The organism is Streptomyces sp. NPDC057271 (assembly GCF_042668715.1).
In the GTDB taxonomy this organism is placed as follows: Bacteria; Actinomycetota; Actinomycetes; order Streptomycetales; family Streptomycetaceae; genus Streptomyces.
The window spans coordinates 82,171-98,678 of sequence record NZ_JBHUYJ010000009.1; the positions used below are offsets into that span (position 1 = coordinate 82,171).

19 protein-coding genes are annotated in these 16,508 nt (G+C 73.6%); 11 read left to right on the forward strand and 8 right to left on the reverse strand.

Going from position 1 to position 16,508, the window contains the following annotated elements; genetic code table 11:
* The 4 genes from ACFUJR_RS06955 to ACFUJR_RS06970 all read left to right on the forward strand — a co-directional run.
* Nucleotides 1–339 (forward strand): MFS transporter (locus ACFUJR_RS06955; RefSeq protein WP_383450257.1); only part of this gene is annotated, 339 nt, incomplete at its 5' end.
* Nucleotides 340–463: 124 nt separating this feature from the next.
* Nucleotides 464–622, forward strand: a complete 159-nt coding sequence (locus ACFUJR_RS06960; protein ID WP_383166488.1) for a hypothetical protein — start codon at nucleotides 464–466, stop codon at nucleotides 620–622.
* Entirely contained in the window at nucleotides 619–957 is a 339-nt protein-coding gene (locus tag ACFUJR_RS06965) for a hypothetical protein (protein ID WP_383166490.1), read from the forward strand. The genes ACFUJR_RS06960 and ACFUJR_RS06965 overlap by 4 nt, the downstream gene beginning before the upstream one ends.
* A 112-nt stretch (nucleotides 958–1,069) precedes the next feature.
* Complete coding sequence (locus ACFUJR_RS06970; protein ID WP_383166493.1) at nucleotides 1,070–1,612, forward strand: GNAT family N-acetyltransferase; 543 nt, start codon at nucleotides 1,070–1,072, stop codon at nucleotides 1,610–1,612.
* Here the strand turns inward: ACFUJR_RS06970 and ACFUJR_RS06975 are convergent.
* Nucleotides 1,596–1,928: a DUF6204 family protein gene (locus tag ACFUJR_RS06975; protein WP_383166496.1), complete on the reverse strand. Its 333-nt coding sequence runs from the start codon at nucleotides 1,926–1,928 to the stop codon at nucleotides 1,596–1,598. The two genes, ACFUJR_RS06970 and ACFUJR_RS06975, sit on opposite strands and share 17 nt — an antisense overlap.
* Before the next feature lie 100 nt (nucleotides 1,929–2,028).
* Here ACFUJR_RS06975 and ACFUJR_RS06980 point away from each other — a divergent pair, with 100 nt between their 5' ends.
* Entirely contained in the window at nucleotides 2,029–2,934 is a 906-nt protein-coding gene (locus ACFUJR_RS06980) for an arginase family protein (RefSeq protein WP_383166499.1), read from the forward strand.
* Between the two features lie 88 nt (nucleotides 2,935–3,022).
* Here ACFUJR_RS06980 and ACFUJR_RS06985 read toward each other — a convergent pair whose 3' ends face one another.
* Complete coding sequence (locus ACFUJR_RS06985) at nucleotides 3,023–4,411, reverse strand: FAD-binding protein (RefSeq protein ID WP_383166502.1); 1,389 nt, start codon at nucleotides 4,409–4,411, stop codon at nucleotides 3,023–3,025.
* 181 nt (nucleotides 4,412–4,592) lie between these two features.
* Here ACFUJR_RS06985 and ACFUJR_RS06990 point away from each other — a divergent pair, with 181 nt between their 5' ends.
* Entirely contained in the window at nucleotides 4,593–4,802 is a 210-nt protein-coding gene (locus ACFUJR_RS06990; RefSeq protein ID WP_315894318.1) for a helix-turn-helix domain-containing protein, read from the forward strand.
* The gene (locus tag ACFUJR_RS06995; RefSeq protein ID WP_383166505.1) at nucleotides 4,802–5,359 is read left to right on the forward strand and encodes a Clp protease N-terminal domain-containing protein; all 558 of its coding nucleotides are present in this window, start codon (nucleotides 4,802–4,804) and stop codon (nucleotides 5,357–5,359) included. Before ACFUJR_RS06990 ends, ACFUJR_RS06995 begins: the two co-directional genes overlap by 1 nt.
* A gap of 162 nt (nucleotides 5,360–5,521) precedes the next feature.
* Here ACFUJR_RS06995 and ACFUJR_RS07000 read toward each other — a convergent pair whose 3' ends face one another.
* The 3 genes from ACFUJR_RS07000 to ACFUJR_RS07010 are packed head-to-tail and all read right to left on the reverse strand — an operon-like array spanning nucleotide 5,522 to nucleotide 7,095.
* Nucleotides 5,522–5,869, reverse strand: a complete 348-nt coding sequence (locus ACFUJR_RS07000; RefSeq protein WP_383166508.1) for a VOC family protein — start codon at nucleotides 5,867–5,869, stop codon at nucleotides 5,522–5,524.
* Between the two features lie 21 nt (nucleotides 5,870–5,890).
* Nucleotides 5,891–6,727: a methyltransferase domain-containing protein gene (locus ACFUJR_RS07005; RefSeq protein ID WP_383166511.1), complete on the reverse strand. Its 837-nt coding sequence runs from the start codon at nucleotides 6,725–6,727 to the stop codon at nucleotides 5,891–5,893.
* Between the two features lie 44 nt (nucleotides 6,728–6,771).
* A complete protein-coding gene (locus ACFUJR_RS07010; RefSeq protein ID WP_383166514.1) occupies nucleotides 6,772–7,095 on the reverse strand; it encodes a hypothetical protein in 324 nt (107 codons plus the stop codon).
* A gap of 181 nt (nucleotides 7,096–7,276) precedes the next feature.
* Between ACFUJR_RS07010 and ACFUJR_RS07015 the strand changes: the two genes are divergently transcribed.
* From ACFUJR_RS07015 to ACFUJR_RS07025, 3 genes are all read left to right on the forward strand, one after another.
* Nucleotides 7,277–9,127, forward strand: coding sequence for a transketolase (locus tag ACFUJR_RS07015; protein WP_383166517.1), 1,851 nt, complete (start codon nucleotides 7,277–7,279; stop codon nucleotides 9,125–9,127).
* A gap of 372 nt (nucleotides 9,128–9,499) precedes the next feature.
* A complete protein-coding gene (locus ACFUJR_RS07020; protein ID WP_383166520.1) occupies nucleotides 9,500–10,732 on the forward strand; it encodes an aminotransferase class I/II-fold pyridoxal phosphate-dependent enzyme in 1,233 nt (410 codons plus the stop codon).
* A gap of 40 nt (nucleotides 10,733–10,772) precedes the next feature.
* Nucleotides 10,773–11,912 (forward strand): MBL fold metallo-hydrolase, encoded by a 1,140-nt coding sequence (locus tag ACFUJR_RS07025; protein ID WP_383166523.1) that lies wholly within the window; start codon nucleotides 10,773–10,775, stop codon nucleotides 11,910–11,912.
* Here the strand turns inward: ACFUJR_RS07025 and ACFUJR_RS07030 are convergent.
* On the reverse strand, nucleotides 11,892–12,548 hold the full coding sequence (locus ACFUJR_RS07030) for a DedA family protein (protein WP_383166526.1): 657 nt from the start codon (nucleotides 12,546–12,548) through the stop codon (nucleotides 11,892–11,894). The genes ACFUJR_RS07025 and ACFUJR_RS07030 overlap by 21 nt on opposite strands.
* Complete coding sequence (locus tag ACFUJR_RS07035; protein ID WP_383166529.1) at nucleotides 12,545–13,318, reverse strand: MBL fold metallo-hydrolase; 774 nt, start codon at nucleotides 13,316–13,318, stop codon at nucleotides 12,545–12,547. The genes ACFUJR_RS07030 and ACFUJR_RS07035 overlap by 4 nt, the downstream gene beginning before the upstream one ends.
* A 306-nt stretch (nucleotides 13,319–13,624) precedes the next feature.
* Here ACFUJR_RS07035 and ACFUJR_RS07040 point away from each other — a divergent pair, with 306 nt between their 5' ends.
* Nucleotides 13,625–14,029, forward strand: a complete 405-nt coding sequence (locus ACFUJR_RS07040) for a recombinase family protein (protein WP_352188096.1) — start codon at nucleotides 13,625–13,627, stop codon at nucleotides 14,027–14,029.
* Nucleotides 14,030–14,098: 69 nt separating this feature from the next.
* Here ACFUJR_RS07040 and ACFUJR_RS07045 read toward each other — a convergent pair whose 3' ends face one another.
* Nucleotides 14,099–16,363 carry an MMPL family transporter gene (locus tag ACFUJR_RS07045; RefSeq protein ID WP_383166532.1) on the reverse strand — a complete coding sequence of 755 codons (2,265 nt, stop codon included), beginning with the start codon at nucleotides 16,361–16,363 and terminating at the stop codon, nucleotides 14,099–14,101.
* Nucleotides 16,364–16,508 lie beyond the last annotated feature (145 nt).

The following is a 16,508-nucleotide window of genomic DNA, read 5'->3' on the forward strand; positions in this document are numbered from 1 at the left end:
GCCGCCCTCGGCGTGACGTACGGCGGCTTCATGCTGACCGGCCTCAACGGCCTCGCCGTCACCACGGCCCCCAAGGACAAGCCCGGCTCGCTCTCCGGCCTCAACGGCGCCTGTTTCGGCATCGGAGCCTCCCTCGGGATCGCCCTGGCCTCCGCGATGATCAGCGCGGGCAGCGATGCGGGCGGTCCGACCGAGGCGGGCTACCAGCACGCGATGTACACGGCGCTCGCCCTGCTCGGCATCGGCGTCGTGACCGCGCTGCTCATCCAGCGACCCGACCCGGCCGACCCGGCAGAGACTGACGCCGACGAGCCGCAGCTGGTCCTCACCCACCACTGACCGGGCACGGCGGGAGAGACCGCACTCTCACCCGTACGGCCCCTTCCACCGCCCCCGTGTGGACCGGATCCCTCCATCCTGGTCCCACGGGGGCGGGCGCGTACGACGGAGGAGAGGTCCGGGCATGAGTCCCACCGAGACAGCGGACGAGGGCGGCCACCGGCGCTCCGGCCCCCTCACGCCCGGATGCGTCGTGAGGCCGGCCGTGCCCGGCCTCGTCGCGCGGGCGAGCGTGCCGGGCGAGGCGTGCGGCCGCCACGCGGCGAACCGGCGGCGCTCATGAGGAAGGCGGCGCTCCTGGGTGCCGGTGCCGTCGTCGCGCTCGCGGCCATGGCGGTCGCGTCGGCGGAGAAGGCGTCGGGGGCGGACGGCCGGCCGATGCCCGATCTGCTCGGCAAGGGGCTCTGGCGGGTCTTCATCGGCCTCGACCCTCGCACCCGCCTCGACGTCCATGACGTCGGCGGTCGCGACCGGCGGGTGCTCTGGCCGCCGAACTGGCAGGTGTGCACGCAGTACCCGAACGAGGGCGCGGTGGTCGACGGCCGGACGACGGTCGTGATCGGCGTCGTGAAGAAGGGCGAGAGCTGTCCCGCCCGGGTCACCTCGGCCCGCCGCTGATCCCGTCGGCGCCGCCGGTCCCGTCGGGGCCCCGCGGCTGTCGCCGTTGCTGTCGCGTCGCCGTCGCCGTTGCCGTCTCCATCGGCGACGCCGATCCCCGTAGCCTGAGGGCATGTCCGACGATCTTGGTCAGTACCTCACCGCCGGTCCCCGGGTGGGCCTGCGGCCCTACTCTCGCGACGACGCCGAGGAGTTCACCGCACGGGCGCGCGAGAGCCGGGAGCTGCACCGGCCCTGGCTCTTCCCGCCCGACCGGCCCGAGACCTTCGCCACCTACGCGCGCACGCTGACCGACGACTCCGCCAAGGCCGGTTTCCTCGTGTGCGACCGTGAGGCGCGGGGCCGGATCGCCGGCTTCGTCAACATCAACAACATCGTCCGCGGCGCGTTCCTCAGCGGCGCCCTCGGCTACGGGGCCTTCGTGCACGCGGCCGGGCGGGGCCTGATGGGCGAGGCGCTCGGCCTGCTCCTCCCGTACGCCTTCGGGACCCTGGGACTGCACCGGCTCGAAGCCAACATCCAGCCGGGCAACGCGGCCTCCCGCGCGCTCGTGCTCCGGGCCGGCTTCCGGCTCGAAGGGTTCTCGCCCGCCATGCTCCACATCGACGGCGCCTGGCGGGACCACGAGCGGTGGGCGATCACCGCTTGTAGTTGATCTTCATGGTGTCCATGTCCGTGACGGTGGACTTCAGCTCGCCGTAGCCGTGCCCGAGCTCCCCCAGCGCCGTCTCCACCCGGTCCTCGGCGATCGCTCCGGCCATCTCCTCGCCGTCCGCCGCGTCCGAGAGGACGATCACGCGGTACGAGAAGTGCTTCAGCGTCCTGTCGTAGGCGAGCGAACCCTCCGGGGTGAACCGCATCGCCGACATCCCGTGCGCGTCGGCCTCGGCGAGCAGCCGCGACCGGCTCTCCTCCGAGAGCCCCTCGAACCTGCCGCGCACGATCACCCGGTAGGTGTGCTGGGTGGTCAATTTCCCGGTCCTCACGTCGTCCGTCACACGCGCCGTTCTTCAAGGAGCGTGGTCGTCAAAAGCGTTGAGGTTCCAGAGTACGGCGGCGAGGATGAGGCGCATGCGGAATATCGTGGCCCTCGACGCACCCTCCAACCTCGGCCTGCGTCCGCCGGTCCCCGGCACCGTCCCCGGCTGTCACAAGCTGGCCGGAGCCCTTCGCGAGAACCGGATCGTCCAGCTGCTCGGCGCGCTGGAGGGCGGAGTGGTCGTCCCGCCGCGCTACGACCGGGGCGACTGGCAGGAGGGCGACGGCGTCTTCAACGCCGCCGCGATCGCCACGTACACCCGCACCCTGGCGGACCGGATCGAGCACCACGTACGGGCCGGTGACTTCCCGCTCGTCCTCGGCGGCGACTGCTCGATCCAGTTGGGCGCCTCCCTCGCCCTGCGCCGCATCGGCCGCTACGGGCTCGCCGCCGTCGACGCCTCGCCCGACTTCCGCCACCCCGGCAACTCGGACCGGGTCGGCGCCGCGGGAGGCGAGGAGCTGGCGCTCGCGACCGGCCGAGGCCAGGGGGATCTCACCGACCTGGAGGGCCTGGGGCCCTATCTCCGCGAGGAGGACGTCCGGCTCTTCGGCATCCGCGACGCGTACCACGACGATCCCGAACTCGTCGAACTGCGCGCCCTGAAGGTCCCCGTCGTCACCGTCGGCGACCTGCGCGCCTGGGGTCCGGCAGAGCTAGCGGGCGCCACGGTCACGGCGTTCGAGGCCCCAACCCTCGACGGCTTCTGGGTGCACCTGGACGCCGACGTGCTTGACCCCACCGTGATGCCGGCCGTCGACAGTCCCGACCCCGACGGCCTCTTTCCCGACGAACTCATCCCCCTCCTGCGGACCCTGGTCCGCGCCGAGCGCTGCGTCGGGCTCAACGTCACGATCTACGACCCCGATCTCGACCCCGACGGCACCGCCGCCGCGCTGCTCACGGACGTCGTGGTCGCCGCCTTCGCCGAAGACTGACGGACAGCCCCCTGGTCAGCCGCGTGTCCACCGCCGAGGGCAGGAAGGCCGGGGCCCGTGCCCTGAGGCCCCGCCCACGGCCCCCCGGTCAGAAGATGCGCTGGCCCGGGGTGAGGACGCCGTCGGGGTCGTAGCGGTGACGCGCGGCCTCGAACTCGTCCCAGAAGCGGCCGAAGTGGCGCACCCAGTCGTCCTTGGTGAGGGGGACCGACCCGATGGGGTACCAGCAGCCGCCCGCCTCGACCGTCGTGTCGTACTGGCGGCGGTTCGCGGCGACCATCTCGTCGGCGGAATCCGCGCCCGGGGAAGCGGTCTTGAGGATCGAGAAGAGGTAGGCGAGCTCCTCGTCCGGCATGACCGGGAGCGGGGTGCGGCACTTGGTGGTGAGCACGGGGTAGAGCAGGATGACCGCGCTCGCTCCGATGGCCTCCGGCTTGAGGTCGGCGAGCGTGTCGGTGACGACGTCGTTCACCGTGGAGGCGGGGAGCAGGCCGTCGTACCACGGGTGGGGGAGCGTCCACTCGCCCATGGCCGTGAAGGCGTCCACCATCGCGGCGAGCCGGTTGACGAAGTCGAAGTACGGGACGTCATGGGCCTCGACGGAGCCGGCCCCGAGATCGTCGGTGAGCCGGGCGTCGTCGTCGGCGGTCCCGTCGTAGGAGGCGGCCTCCACCCTGTACAGCCAGCCGTCCGGGGTGGGCCGGGCCTGACCGATGAGGTAGTCGAACCGTCCTTCGCGGATCAGCTCCGCCTGGCGGGCCGTGAGTTCGGCGACGCTCCGGAACGTCAGGGTGTAGAACCGGACCGAGCGCGGCGCGGGGATCAGGGAGAGCGTGGCGCGGGTGATGATCGCGCACTGCCCGAGGCCGCCGAGGGCGGCACGGAAGAGGTCGGGGCGCACGGTGGGGGAGCAGGTCGCGATCTCCCCTTCTCCGGTCACGACCTGGAGTTCGAGCACGCTGTCGGCCTGCGTGCCGTGGTGGCCGATCTGTCCGCCCAGGCCTCCGGCCGACAGGGTGCCGCCGACGGACAGCTCCAGGTAGTCGGTGAAGGCCGGCGGGGTGAGGCCACGAGGCAGGGAGGCCCGGACCACGGAGCTCCAGAGCGCCCCGGCCTGGACTATGGCGGTGTCGTCGCGGAACTCGACGGAATCCAGCGAGCCGAGGTCGATGACCAGCCCGGAGGGGACCTGTGCCTGACCGTTGGTCGAGTGTCCCTGACCGCGAGGGGCTACCTTCAGCCCGCGCTCCCGGCAGTGGCGCACCATCGTGGCGATGTCCTCCGCCGAGCCGGCCCTGAGGACCGCGGCGGGCGGCAGGTGGACGAGGCGGCCGAAGTCGGTGGACGCCGCGTCGAGCGCGGCGGAATCGAAGCGCAGCTCCCCGTCCAGCGCGGGAACCGCGTCGAAGGCGGCAGGGCCGTCGCCGGGTCTGCCGGCCGGCTCGGGCTGTGACACGGGAAGGGGAGGAGGCGTCATGGTGACTCCAGATCGAGATGGTGAAAGGAACTCCGCGTGCGTGCACAGTTCCCCCACATTGTGATCATTTTCCGGCCGGGGTGTTCGTCGAATTTTCGAATCCAGCCGGCCGTGGTCGCGACACGCCCCTCCCTTGTCAACCTTGGTTGACAAGGGAGGGTTGTCAACGTAGGTTGACGATATGACAGATGCAACCGATCTCGCGGCTCGGGCGGGTGACCGGGACCCCCGGGTCGGCCTGCGTGCCGTGTCCGCCCTGAGGCGGCTCCTCGAACAGCTGGAGGCCGTCCAGGTGCGCAGTGCCCGCGCGCAGGGCTGGTCCTGGCAGGAGATCGCGGCCGAGCTGGGTGTGAGCCGTCAGGCCGTGCACAAGAAGTACGGGAGGCATTGATGTTCGAGCGATTCTCGGCAGGGGCCCGGGCCGTGGTGATCGAGGCCGTCGAGCTGGCCCGGCGCGGCCGCGCCGCCGCGGTCACCGAGGAGCATCTGCTGCTCGCGCTGCTCGACGCGGAGGGGACCAAGGCGTCCTTCGTGCTGCGGGCCCTCGGCGCGACCGACCGGCGTGCCTCGCTCGAGGCGGGACTCTCCGACGCCCGCCGGAGGGGCGGCCTGTCGAAGGCCGACATGGAGGCGCTCGCGGGTCTCGGGATCGACGTGCCGGAGATCGTCGCCCGCGTCGAGGAGGCTCACGGGCCAGGTGCCCTCGCCGACGGCAGCGAGGGGGGTTCCCGGCGCATCGGGAGACCCGCGTTCAGCCGCGAGGCGGCGAGTGCCCTGGAGCGCACGCTGCGTATGTGCCTCGGCCGTCGCGAGAAGGTGATCGGCGACGAGCACCTGCTGCTCGCCCTGACCGCCCGCCCCGGCGTCGTCGCCGAGGTCCTCGCCGACCACGGCATCACGTACGCGGCGGTGGACCGCGCCCTCGGGCAGGGGGCCTCCGCCGCCTGATCCGTGCGCGACCCGCGCCGCCCTCCGGCAACGACGGCTACGCGACCCGCGCCGCCGTCCGGCAACGACGGCTACGCGACCCGCGCCGCCCTCCGGCAACGACGGCGACGCGAGCGTGCCGCCGTGCCGGGGAAGGGGTTCGCCCGCCGCGCGGCGGGCCGCTCAGGACCGCCGGTCGACGTACTCGAAGACGGAACCGTCCGGGTGGACCGCGATCAGATTGCGGCCCACCGGGGTCGGGACCGGGCCTGCCAGGATCTTGGCGCCTGCCTCAGCCAACGCCGTGAACGCCGCGTCCACGTCCTGGACGGAGATGGTCGCGGCGACCTTGCGAAGGACTTCCAGCTCCGCCTCCGGCCCGCTCATCAGGAGGAAGCAGCCGACGGCCGCCACCGACACCCCGCCCCGCTCGAAGCGGAGGGCGGGGGAGCCGGTGAGCCGCTCGTAGAAGTCCACGGCGGGTTCGAGCTCGTCGACGCAGACACGTAGGGTGGTCCCCAGAATCTCCATACGGACGAGCCTAGTTGAGGATCAGGAGACCCGGCAGAGGATCTCTCCGTGCGGGACCATGAACCAGGCGTCCTCCTGCCGGCCCCACTCGCGCCACGCCTCGGAGATCGTGCGCAGCGTGTCCGGCGTCGCGTGACCGCCCTCCACCACCAGCTTCGCGTAGACCGACTCCGTCGTCCGGTCCGCCCAGAGCCCGCTCCACCACGCCCGCTCCTCCGGCGTCGCATAGCACCAGGTGGCGGCCGTCGTCGTGACGTCCGTGAACCCCGCCCGCCGCGCCCAGGAGAACAGCCGCCGCCCGGCGTCCGGTTCGCCGCCGTTGGCCCGCGCGACCCGGTGGTACAGCTCCTGCCAGACCCCCAGGGCGGGCGGCTCCGGGTACCAGGCGAAGGCGCCGTAGTCGCTGTCCCGGGCGGCGACCACCCCGCCCGGGCGGCAGACGCGCCGCATCTCGCGCAGCGCCCGCACCGGGTCGCCGACGTGCTGCAGCACCTGGTGGGCGTGGACGACGTCGAAGGAGTCGTCCGGAAAGTCCAGGGCGTGGACGTCGGCGACCCTGAACTCCACGTTCTTCACGCCGCGTTCGGCCGCCACGGCGCGTGCCCTGTCCAGGACGTCCTCGGCGGCGTCGACCGCGGTCACCCGCCCCGGCGCGACGAGCGCCGCCAGATCGGCGGTGATCGTGCCGGGGCCGCAGCCCACGTCCAGGACGTCCAGGCCTGGCCGCAGTTCGGGCAGCAGGTACGCCGCGGAGTTCGCGGCGGTGCGCCAACTGTGCGAGCGCAGCACCGACTCGTGGTGCCCGTGGGTGTAGACGGCGGTCTCGTGAGGACTGGACTCTTCGGCGGCGTGCGTCATGACCGGACTCCCTCGTGTCGGTGGGTACGGCAACGGTACGCGCATCACTCGTATGGTGAGATCAGGATCTCGCCATATGGACGAACTCGGTGATCGGCTCGGGTGAACAGGCGCCTTCGGTACCGGAGTTCGTCGAGCGTCCGGCCCGCCGTCATGTCCTGGACGCCCCGCCGGTCTCGGCCACCGCCGGCACCGGGGCGGGTTCCGGCGTCGCCGGGCGGGCCGGCCGGGCGGAGGCGCGCTTCCTCGACGTCCAGGCCGTCGAGGTAGGCGTGGGGGAGCCGGTCGCGACCGGCCGCCTGCCGGGAGCGGACATGGACGGCGGCGATCGCCGTCGCGTCCGCGGAGGACGCCGCGCAGATCGACATGCACCGCATTCTCGACGCGTGCCGGCGGCCCCGGCGAGCGGATATCCCGGGCATAGGGAGCGGATATCCCCGGGCATAGGGAGTCGAGGCCTGGGTACTCGGCCGGGTGGAACCGCCAGCGACCGGACGCCGCCGCGCACGATGGAGGAAGGCTGCCGCGCACGATGGAGGAAGGCTTTCGATGCGGTACGAAACGATGTCCTCGCTCGCCCAACAGCTCCGTGTCGACGCCGTGCGCGCCACCGACGCGGCAGGCTCCGGCCACCCGACGTCCGCCATGTCGGCCGCCGAGATCGGCGCCGTCCTGCTCGCCCGGCATCTGCGCTACGACTTCGACCGACCCGACCACCCCGGCAACGACCGGCTCGTCCTTTCCAAGGGGCACGCCTCGCCCCTGCTCTACGCCATGTACCGGGCCGCCGGCGTCGTCGGCGAACCGGAGCTGTTGACCTTCCGGCGGGCGGGCAGCCTCCTCGAAGGCCACCCCACGCCCCGGCTGCCCTGGGTCGACGTCGCCACCGGCTCGCTCGGCCAGGGGCTGCCCATCGGCGTCGGTATGGCGCTCGCGGGGAAGTTCCTCGACCGCGTCCCGTACCAGGTGTGGGTGGTCAGCGGCGACAGCGAGATGGCCGAGGGCTCCGTCTGGGAGGCCGTCGAGCACGCCGCGTACTGCGGCCTCGACAACCTCACCCTGATCGTCGACGTCAACCGGCTCGGCCAGCGCGGCCCCACGCGCCACCAGCACGATCTCGGCGCCTACGCCGCCCGCCTGGAGGCCTTCGGCTGGCACACCGTACGGATCGACGGCCATGACGTGGAAGCCGTCGACGAGGCGCTGCGGGAGGCGCGCGCGACTGTCGGCCGGCCCACGGCCGTCCTCGCCGCCACCCGCAAGGGCCGCGGCGTGGCCGCTGTCGAGAACCGCGAGGGCAGGCACGGCAAACCCCTCCCGGACGCCGAGGCCGCCATCACCGAACTCGGCGGGTACCGGGACCTGAGCGTCCGGGTCACCGACCCGCCCGCCGCCCTGGTGTCCCGGCCGGCCCGGGACGGCACGCCGTCCCTGCCCACCTACGACCGGGGCGAGAAGGTCGCCACCCGGGACGCCTACGGACAGGCTCTCGCCGCCCTCGGGCGGACACGCGACGACATCGTCGCGCTCGACGGCGAGGTCGGTGACTCGACCCGCACCGAGAAGTTCGCCAAGGCGCACCCCGAGCGGTACTTCGAGTGCTGGATCGCCGAGCAGCAGCTCGTCGCGGCCGCCGTCGGCCTCCAGGCGCGCGGCTACGTCCCGTACGCCTCGACCTTCGCCGCGTTCCTCACCCGCGCCCACGACTTCATCCGCATGGCCGCGGTGAGCCGGGCCGGGATCAACCTGGTCGGCTCGCACGCCGGTGTCTCGATCGGCCAGGACGGTCCGAGCCAGATGGGCCTGGAGGATCTGGCGATGATGCGCTCGGTCCATGGCAGCACCGTCCTCTACCCGTGCGACGCCCACCAGACGGCGCGGCTCGTCGCGGCCATGGCCGACCTGGACGGCGTCCGCTATCTGCGCACCACCCGCGGCGCCACGCCCGTCGTCTACGGGCCGGAGGAGGAGTTCCCGGTCGGCGGGAGCAAGGTGCTCCGCAGCCACGGCGAGGACGACCGGGCGACGATCGTGGCGGCCGGGGTGACCGTGCCGGAGGCCCTGAAGGCCGCCGACCGGCTGGAGGGCGACGGGCTGCCGGTGCGGGTGATCGACCTCTACTCGGTCAAGCCGGTCGACACCGCCACCCTCGACGCCGCCGCCGGGACGACCGGCTGCGTCCTGACGGTGGAGGACCACCGGCCCGAGGGCGGCCTCGGTGACGCCGTCGCCGAAGCGTACGCCAACGGCCATGGCGGGGTGCCCCGCATGGCCCGGCTCGCCGTCCGTTCCATGCCCGCCTCGGCGACCCCGGAGGAGCAGCTCCACGACGCGGGCATCGACGCGGACGCGATCGTCTCCGCGGTCGAGCTGATGCTCGAACGGGTCCTGGTCCGCTGAGCGCGCAGAGGCCCCACCGGAGCCCGGAGGGGCCGGTGTCGCCCGCCGGTGTCGGCGGCCCCACCTATCCACCCCACCCGTCCTCCCCGCCCCACTCACCCCATCCGCCCTACCCACCCCATCCGCCCTGCCCGGCTCTCACCCGAACGGCCCTGCGCGTCCCGGCCGGGAACAGGGGCCCGAGCTCCCTGGGCGGCAGGACGGGGCCTCCGGCGGCTCCGCCCCGGGCCCCGGCGGCGGAGGAACCCGCCCCCGCTCCCGCATCCGCGGCGTGGTCGGTGCCTCCTGAAGCGGCGAAGCCTCCGCAACCTTCGTATAAAGGGCACTGAGGCGCCGTACGGGGCGGCGGCCGGTGTTCGGGAGGTGCGGGAGATGCGGCAGACGGCCCCGGAAGGGCGCGGCCCGGTGCGCTACGGCCCACCCGCCCCGGAGCCCGGTCTGCCCGTGCTGCCCGGGCTCGCCGCGATCCTGGCCGCCGCCTCGGGGCGCACCGCCGTCGAGCCGCCCGGCGGCGGGCCCGTGCTCCGCGAGGCCGCGAGCGGCTACTGGTGGCGGCGCGGTCTGCGGACCCACGCCGAGGACGTCGTCGCCGCGCCCGGTGCCCAGCCCCTCATGCTCGCCCTGATCGCCGCCCACGGCGGCGACATCCTGCTGCCCCGGCCCTGTCCCGCCTGGTGGACCCCGCAGGCCCGGCTCCTCGGCCGCCCCGCCTACCACGTGCCCACCCCCGCCGAGTGCGGCGGCGTGCCGGACCCGTACGCCCTCCTCGAAACCGTCCGGAGGGTCCGCGCCGAGGGCGGCAGGCCCCGGCTGCTGCTGCTCTCAGTCGCCGACGACCCCACCGCCACCGTCGCCCCGCCCGAGCTGGTCCGCGAGGCGTGCGAGGCCGCCGTCGCCGAGGGGCTGCACATCATCAGCGACGAGACCTGGCGCGACACCCTGCACCGCCGCCATGACACCGTGCTCCTCAGCCCCGCCGAGATGTGCCCCGACGACGTGACCGTCCTGTACGACCTGGCCGGCGCCCTCGCCCCGGCGGCCTGGCCCTGCGCCGTGGCCCGCTTCCCTCCCACCGGCCCCGACCGCGCGGACCGGTACACCGACCCGCGCGCCCGCACCCTCGACATCCTCACCGCGCTCGGCGCCTTCGTGGCCGGCCCCGTCGCCCCCGCCGCCGCCCACGCCCTCGACGAGCCGGAGGAGGTCGCCGTACGGGCCTCTCTCGCCTCGGCCCTCTACGCACGCGTGGGCACCGCCGCCCACCGTGCCGTCCTCACCGCCGGCGCCCTCGCCAGGCCGCCCCAGGCCGGTCGGCACCTCTACGCGGACCTCGGACCGCTGCGGTCCGGACTCGCCGCCCGGGGCGTCACCGACTCGATGGAGCTGGAGAACCACCTCGGCCGACGGCTCGGCACTCCCGTCCCGGGCGGACACCGCTTCGGCGACGAACTCGGCGCCCTGCGGGTGCGTTTCGACACCGGCGCCTTCCTGGGATCGACCGAGGAGGAGCTGACGCAGTCCCTCACCTCCGCGAACCCGGTGGAACTGCCGCACGTGGAAAGCGCGTTGAGGTCGCTCGGAGAGGCTCTGGAGGAACTCCGGTGACACGACCGCCCCGACGAACCGCGTAGAACGGAGCCCGCAGATGACGGAACGGACGGCACGGCCGACGCAGGCCCCGCATTCCGTACGCGACGGCCGGACCACCGCTCCCGCGGCCGCCCCCACGGCTGCTTCCGCCCCCGCGCCTGCTTCCACCCGCACGCCTGCTTCCACTCCCACGTCTGCTCCCGCCCCGGCCCCCGCACCCGTTCCGTCCCCGGTCCTCCAGCCCCTCGGCCGGGTCCGGACCGACTGGCCCCGCTCCTTCGCCGAGCGCCTCACCGCCCCGCTCCCCGGGGTCCGCGCCATGGCCCGCCTCGCCCGCGAAGGCGCCGTGCGCCCCGACGCCGAAGGGCTCCGCGACATCCCGCTGCTGCCCTTCGCCCCCGGCCCGCTGCCCGACGCCGGACCCGACACCCTCGCCGTCACCTGGGCGGGCCATGCGAGCTGGATCCTGCGCGTCGGAGGCCTCACCGTTCTCACCGACCCCGTCTGGTCCCGCCGCATCCTCGGCACCCCCGCCCGGATCACCCCCGTCGGGGTCCGCTGGGAGGACCTGCCGCCCGTGGACGCCGTCGTGATCAGCCACAACCACTTCGACCACCTCGACGCCCCCACCCTCCAGCGGCTCCCCAAGGACACCCCGGTCTTCGTCCCCGCCGGTCTCGGCCGCTGGTTCGTCCGCCGCCGGTTCAGCCGCGTCACCGAGCTCGACTGGTGGGAGGCAGCCGAACTCGACGGCGTACGGCTTGAGTTCGTCCCCGCGCACCACTGGTCCAAGCGGACCCTCCTGGACACCTGCCGCTCGCTGTGGGGCGGCTGGGTGCTCACCGACCGCTCCGGCCGCACGGTGTACTTCGCCGGGGACACCGGCTACGGCCACTGGTTCGCCGAGATCGGCTCCCGACACCCTGGGATCGACCTGGCCCTGCTCCCGATCGGCGCCTACGACCCACGCTGGTGGCTCAGCGACGTCCACACCGACCCCGAGGAGGCCGTCCGAGCCTTCCAGGACCTCGGCGCCCGCCGGATGGCCCCCATGCACTGGGCGACGTTCGTGCTTTCCTCCGAGCCGGTCCTCGAACCGCTCACCCGGGTCAGATCCGCCTGGGAGCGGGCCGGCCTGCCCCGCGAGGACCTCTGGGACCTCCCGGTCGGCGCCTCACGCGTGCTCGTTCCCTGACCTGTCGCCCCGCCGCCCCGCTCCCCGGGCCCGCCGCCACAGCGCCGGAGCCGCGCTGATCAGCACCGTCAGGCCCACCGCCGCCAGAACGCCCTGCCACGGCTCCGGAAACAGCGAGCCGCCCAGGATCCCGATCAGCTGATACGTCGCCGCCCACGCCAGGCACGCCGGCAGGTCTCCGCGCACGAACCGCCGCAGCGGCACCTCCGCGAGGAGACACGCCAGCATCACCGGGATCCGGCCCGCGGGAATCAGACGCGACAGCACGAGCACCGACACCTGGTGCGTGTCGAGCTTCTCCTGCGCCTGCGCGAGCCGGTCGGGGGCCGCCCGCCCCCGCAGCACCGCCGGCCAGCGTGAACCGTTCCTGGAACGGACCCCGCGCTGCCCCAGCCAGTACAGCGCCACGTCGCCCAGGAGCGCGGCGGAGGCCGACACCAGGAAGACGTTGAGCAGGGCGAAGGGAGACGTCTGGTGGAAGGCGACCACCGCCGCCGTGCTGACGATCGCCCCGGTCGGCACCACCGGCACGAGCGCGCCGAGCGCCACGAGCAGGAAGAGCGAGGGGTAGCCGACCGCCTGCTGCGTCGACTCGGGCGGCAGGTCACCCGCCGCGCGCAGCAGAGCGTCGATCACCGGGCGACCTCGGGCCGCACGCGCTCGCCGTGTCCGAGCAGATGCACCGCCACCTTCGGCGCGAGCCGCGCCGCGTGCCGGACGAACTCGTCGCCCGGCGCGTGGAACTCGTGCGGTCGCACGGCGTCCATCCCGATCGGCCAGTACGTGCCGAAGTGCACCGGGACCGCCGCCGCCGGGGACAGCTCCGCGAGCGCCCGCGCCGCGCGCCCCGCGTCCAGATGGCCGTGCCCCAGGTACGGCCCCCAGCCGCCGACCGGCAGCAGCGCCACGTCCACCGGCCCGACCGCCTCGGCCATCCCGTCGAAGAGCCCGGTGTCACCGGCGAAGTACGTCCGCGCCTCACCCTCGACGACGTACCCGAGCGCGGGGGAGCGGTGGGGCCCGACGGGCAGGCGCCGCCCGTCGTGCAGCGCCGGAACGGCCCGTACCGTCACGCCCTTCACCGTCACCGAGTCGCCGGGACCGACCTCCGTCACCCGCAGCCCCCGCCCGGCGAGCCTGCGCAGCCCCGCGACGGCCGCGGGCGCTCCCCTCGGCACGATCAGCCGCGTCCCGGGCGTCAGGCGGGCGAGCGACGGCAGATGCAGATGGTCGGCGTGCAGATGGGAGACGAGCACCGCCTCGGCGCGCCCGGCCTCGGGCGGCGGCAGCGCGCCGCGCCTGCGCCGCAGATGCGCCAGTCGGCGGGCGAAGAGCGGATCGGTGAGGAAGCGGACCCCGGAGTCCTCGACCGTGCAGGTGGCATGACCCCACCAGGTGACCTCCACCGGCCCGCCGCCCTTCCGCTCGGCACTCCACTTGTCACGAGGGTAAATGTCCGAAGCGGGCGACGCGGGGCGTCTACGGTGGTTCGCGGGGGTAGCCATCCGTCAGCAAGGGGACGGGAGTCGCGGTGAGCACGATGGGGACGACCTGCAATTCGGCGCAGTGTCCGCGCTGCGGAGGCGTCCTCGCCGTCACCCAGGACGGCTGGAGGATCTGTCACACCTGCGGCTACTCCTCACCGCCCTGAGGTCCGGCCCGACCCCCGGAGGGTCCTCCTCGGGCCCCCGGGATCGGAGTAGGGTCAGGCCATGGACGACGTTCGGGTGGCGGCGATCGCCAGCCTCACCCCGCTCGAGGAACTCGACAGCGACCCCTTCCTGGTCGACACGCGCAGCCAGCACGCCATGTGCGCCCGCTGGGCCCTGGACAAGGGCTACGTGGTGGCCAGACAGCTGCTCTTCTACGGGATCCGGCCCGACCACGCCGCGCTCTGGGCGGACGTGGACGACGGCCACGTCGACCTCTTCGTCGCGCCCAACGAACGCGTCCTGTCCCGGGCCTTGACCGACGTGCCGGGCTTCGTCGCGGAGTGCGGGCGCCGTGGCGTACGACTGGAGACCGCGGGTCTCGACGAGCCGTCGTACGACGCCGCTGCCAAGGCCGACGTGCACCGCCGTCTCTCCATGCCCACCGCCGGCTACGACGGCTGCTAGGGCGCGCATCGAGTCGTGATCAATTTGCGGCATGTGCCTTCGTGGCACGGGCTGGAGTTGAGCCAACGGTCAAACAGCCGTGGACGCGGGGGCCTCACTCGTGGATTCCGCGTCGGTGTCGTCGGTGCCGACCGGGCCGCGGGGAAGCATCCGGTCCAGCCACTTCGGCAGCCACCAGTTGGTCCGGCCGAGGAGTGTCATGGTCGCCGGTACCAGCACCATGCGTACGACCGTGGCGTCGACGAAGATCGCGGTGGCCAGGCCGAGTCCGAACATCTTGGTGGAGGGGTCCTCGGCGACGGCGAAGGACAGGAAGACCGCCACCATGATGAGGGCGGCCGAGGTGATGATCCGGGCGGTGCCCGAGATGCCCTCGACGATCGCCGTGCCGTTGTCGCCGGTGCGCAGGTACTCCTCGCGTACGCGGGAGAGGAGGAACACCTCGTAGTCCATCGACAGGCCGAACAGGATGGCGAAGAGGAACGTCGGGATGAAGGACACGATCGGGACCGTCGCTTCCAGCCCGATGAGTGCGCCTCCCCAGCCCCACTGGAAGACCGCGACCATGATGCCGTAGGCCGCGCCGATGCTCAGCAGATTCAGCAGTACCGCCTTCAGCGGTACGAGTATCGAGCGGAAGACCAGCATCAGCAGCAGGAACGACATCGCCAGCACGGCGGCGACGATCACCGGCAGGCGTTGACTGGTGCGTTGGCCCACATCGGACAGGCTCGCGGCGGCGCCGCCGACGTGGGCCCTGGCCGGGCCGTGCCCGATCGCCGCGGGCAGCACGTCGGCGCGCAGCCGGGCGATGGTGTCGCCCGTGGCCTTGTCCTGAGGGCTGGTGGTCGGGAACACCACGAGGGTCGCGATGCCGCTGGCCCGGTCGATGTGGGTCGGCGCGACGGAGGCGATGCCCGGATCCGCCGCGACCGCCCCGACGAGTCGGTCCAGCACTCCCGGATCACCGGTGGGGTCCGCGGCGATGACGAGGGGACCGTTGGTGCCCGGGCCGAATCCCTCGGCGACGAGGTCGTAGGCCCGGCGCTCGGTACGGCTGTGGGGCAGTGAGCCGTCGTCGGGCAGGCCGACGCGCAGGCCGAGCACGGGCAGCGTCGCCGTCAGCAGCAGCGCCGCGGCGCCGGCCGCGTACGGCACCGGGTGCCGGCCGACGTGCCCGAGCCAGCGCCGCCACCCGACGGAGGGGACGGCGCCCGCCGTGGTGTCCCGCCGTCGGCCGAGGCGGCCCGACCGCCCGGCCCGAAGTGCCCGGCCGATCCGGCCGGCCCGGCCCAGCCGCGGGCCCGCCGCGCCGAGGAAGGCCGGCAGCAGCGTCACCGACGCGAGCACCATCGTCAGGACGACGATCGAGACGGCAACCCCGCCCACCGTCATGAACGGCACGTTCGCGACCGCCAGGCCGAGGATCGACACGACGACGGTGCCGCCGGCGAAGACCACCGGCCGCCCCGCCGTTGCCACCGCTCGTCCGGCCGCCGCCTGCGGACCGAGCCCGCACGCGAGGTACTCCCGGTGTCTGGCGAGCACGAACAGCGCGTAGTCGATGCCCACTCCGAGGCCGACCATGCTGCCCAGGACCGGTGCGAAGGTGGGGACCTCCGTCACCCCCGCCAGTACCGTCATCGTGGCGACCCCGACGGTCAGCCCGAAGACCGCCATGCCGATCGGCAGCGCGGCGGCGACGAGCGAACCGAACGCCAGGAACAGGATCGCGGCCGCGGCGAGGAGGCCGATCAGCTCGCTCGCGCCGCCGTCGGGGTCGGAGAAGGCGTAGAAGAGGTTCCCGCCCATCTCGATGCGCAGCGGCAGCTCGGCGCGTAGCCGGTCGCCGAGACCGACGAGGGCGTCGAGGTCTTCGGCCGACAGCCGGCTCTGGTCGGGGTACTGCACCCGGACGACCGCGATCCGCCCGTCGGCCGAGACGAGGCCGCCGCGCACGGCGGTGTCCCTGCCCGCGTCGAGCGCCCCCGCCGGGTCGCTCGTGCCGAGCACGTGCGGCAGCCGCTTCACCTCGGCCCGCAGCCGCGTGAGAGCGGTGCGCGCGCCGTCGTCGTCGAAGAACGTCGCACCGCCGTCGAGGGGGGTGACGACCACTTGGGCGGTCATCCCCTCCTGGCCGGTGCTTGCCCGCTCGATCAGTTCCGCGGCCCGTCGGGAGTCCAGTCCCGGAGCGGTCATCGAGTCCGCGGTCCGCCCGCCGAAGGCGACGGCGGCGAGGACGGCGAGCGTGGCGACGATCAGCCATGCCGCGATCACCCGCCAGGGATGGCGGGCGGCGCTTGCGCCCAGGCGCAACAGGGCTTTCGAGAGCATCGGGGTCCTCCAACCACGTCGTCGGCCGTCCTTGTACGGCCGCCGATGCGTAAGGCTCGTCGCCACGGCGCTCCGCGGCATCGGCCCGCGGGCCGCGGATACGTCGGCCCCGGGGCGGAGTGACGACCCGTCCTTTCGGCCGATG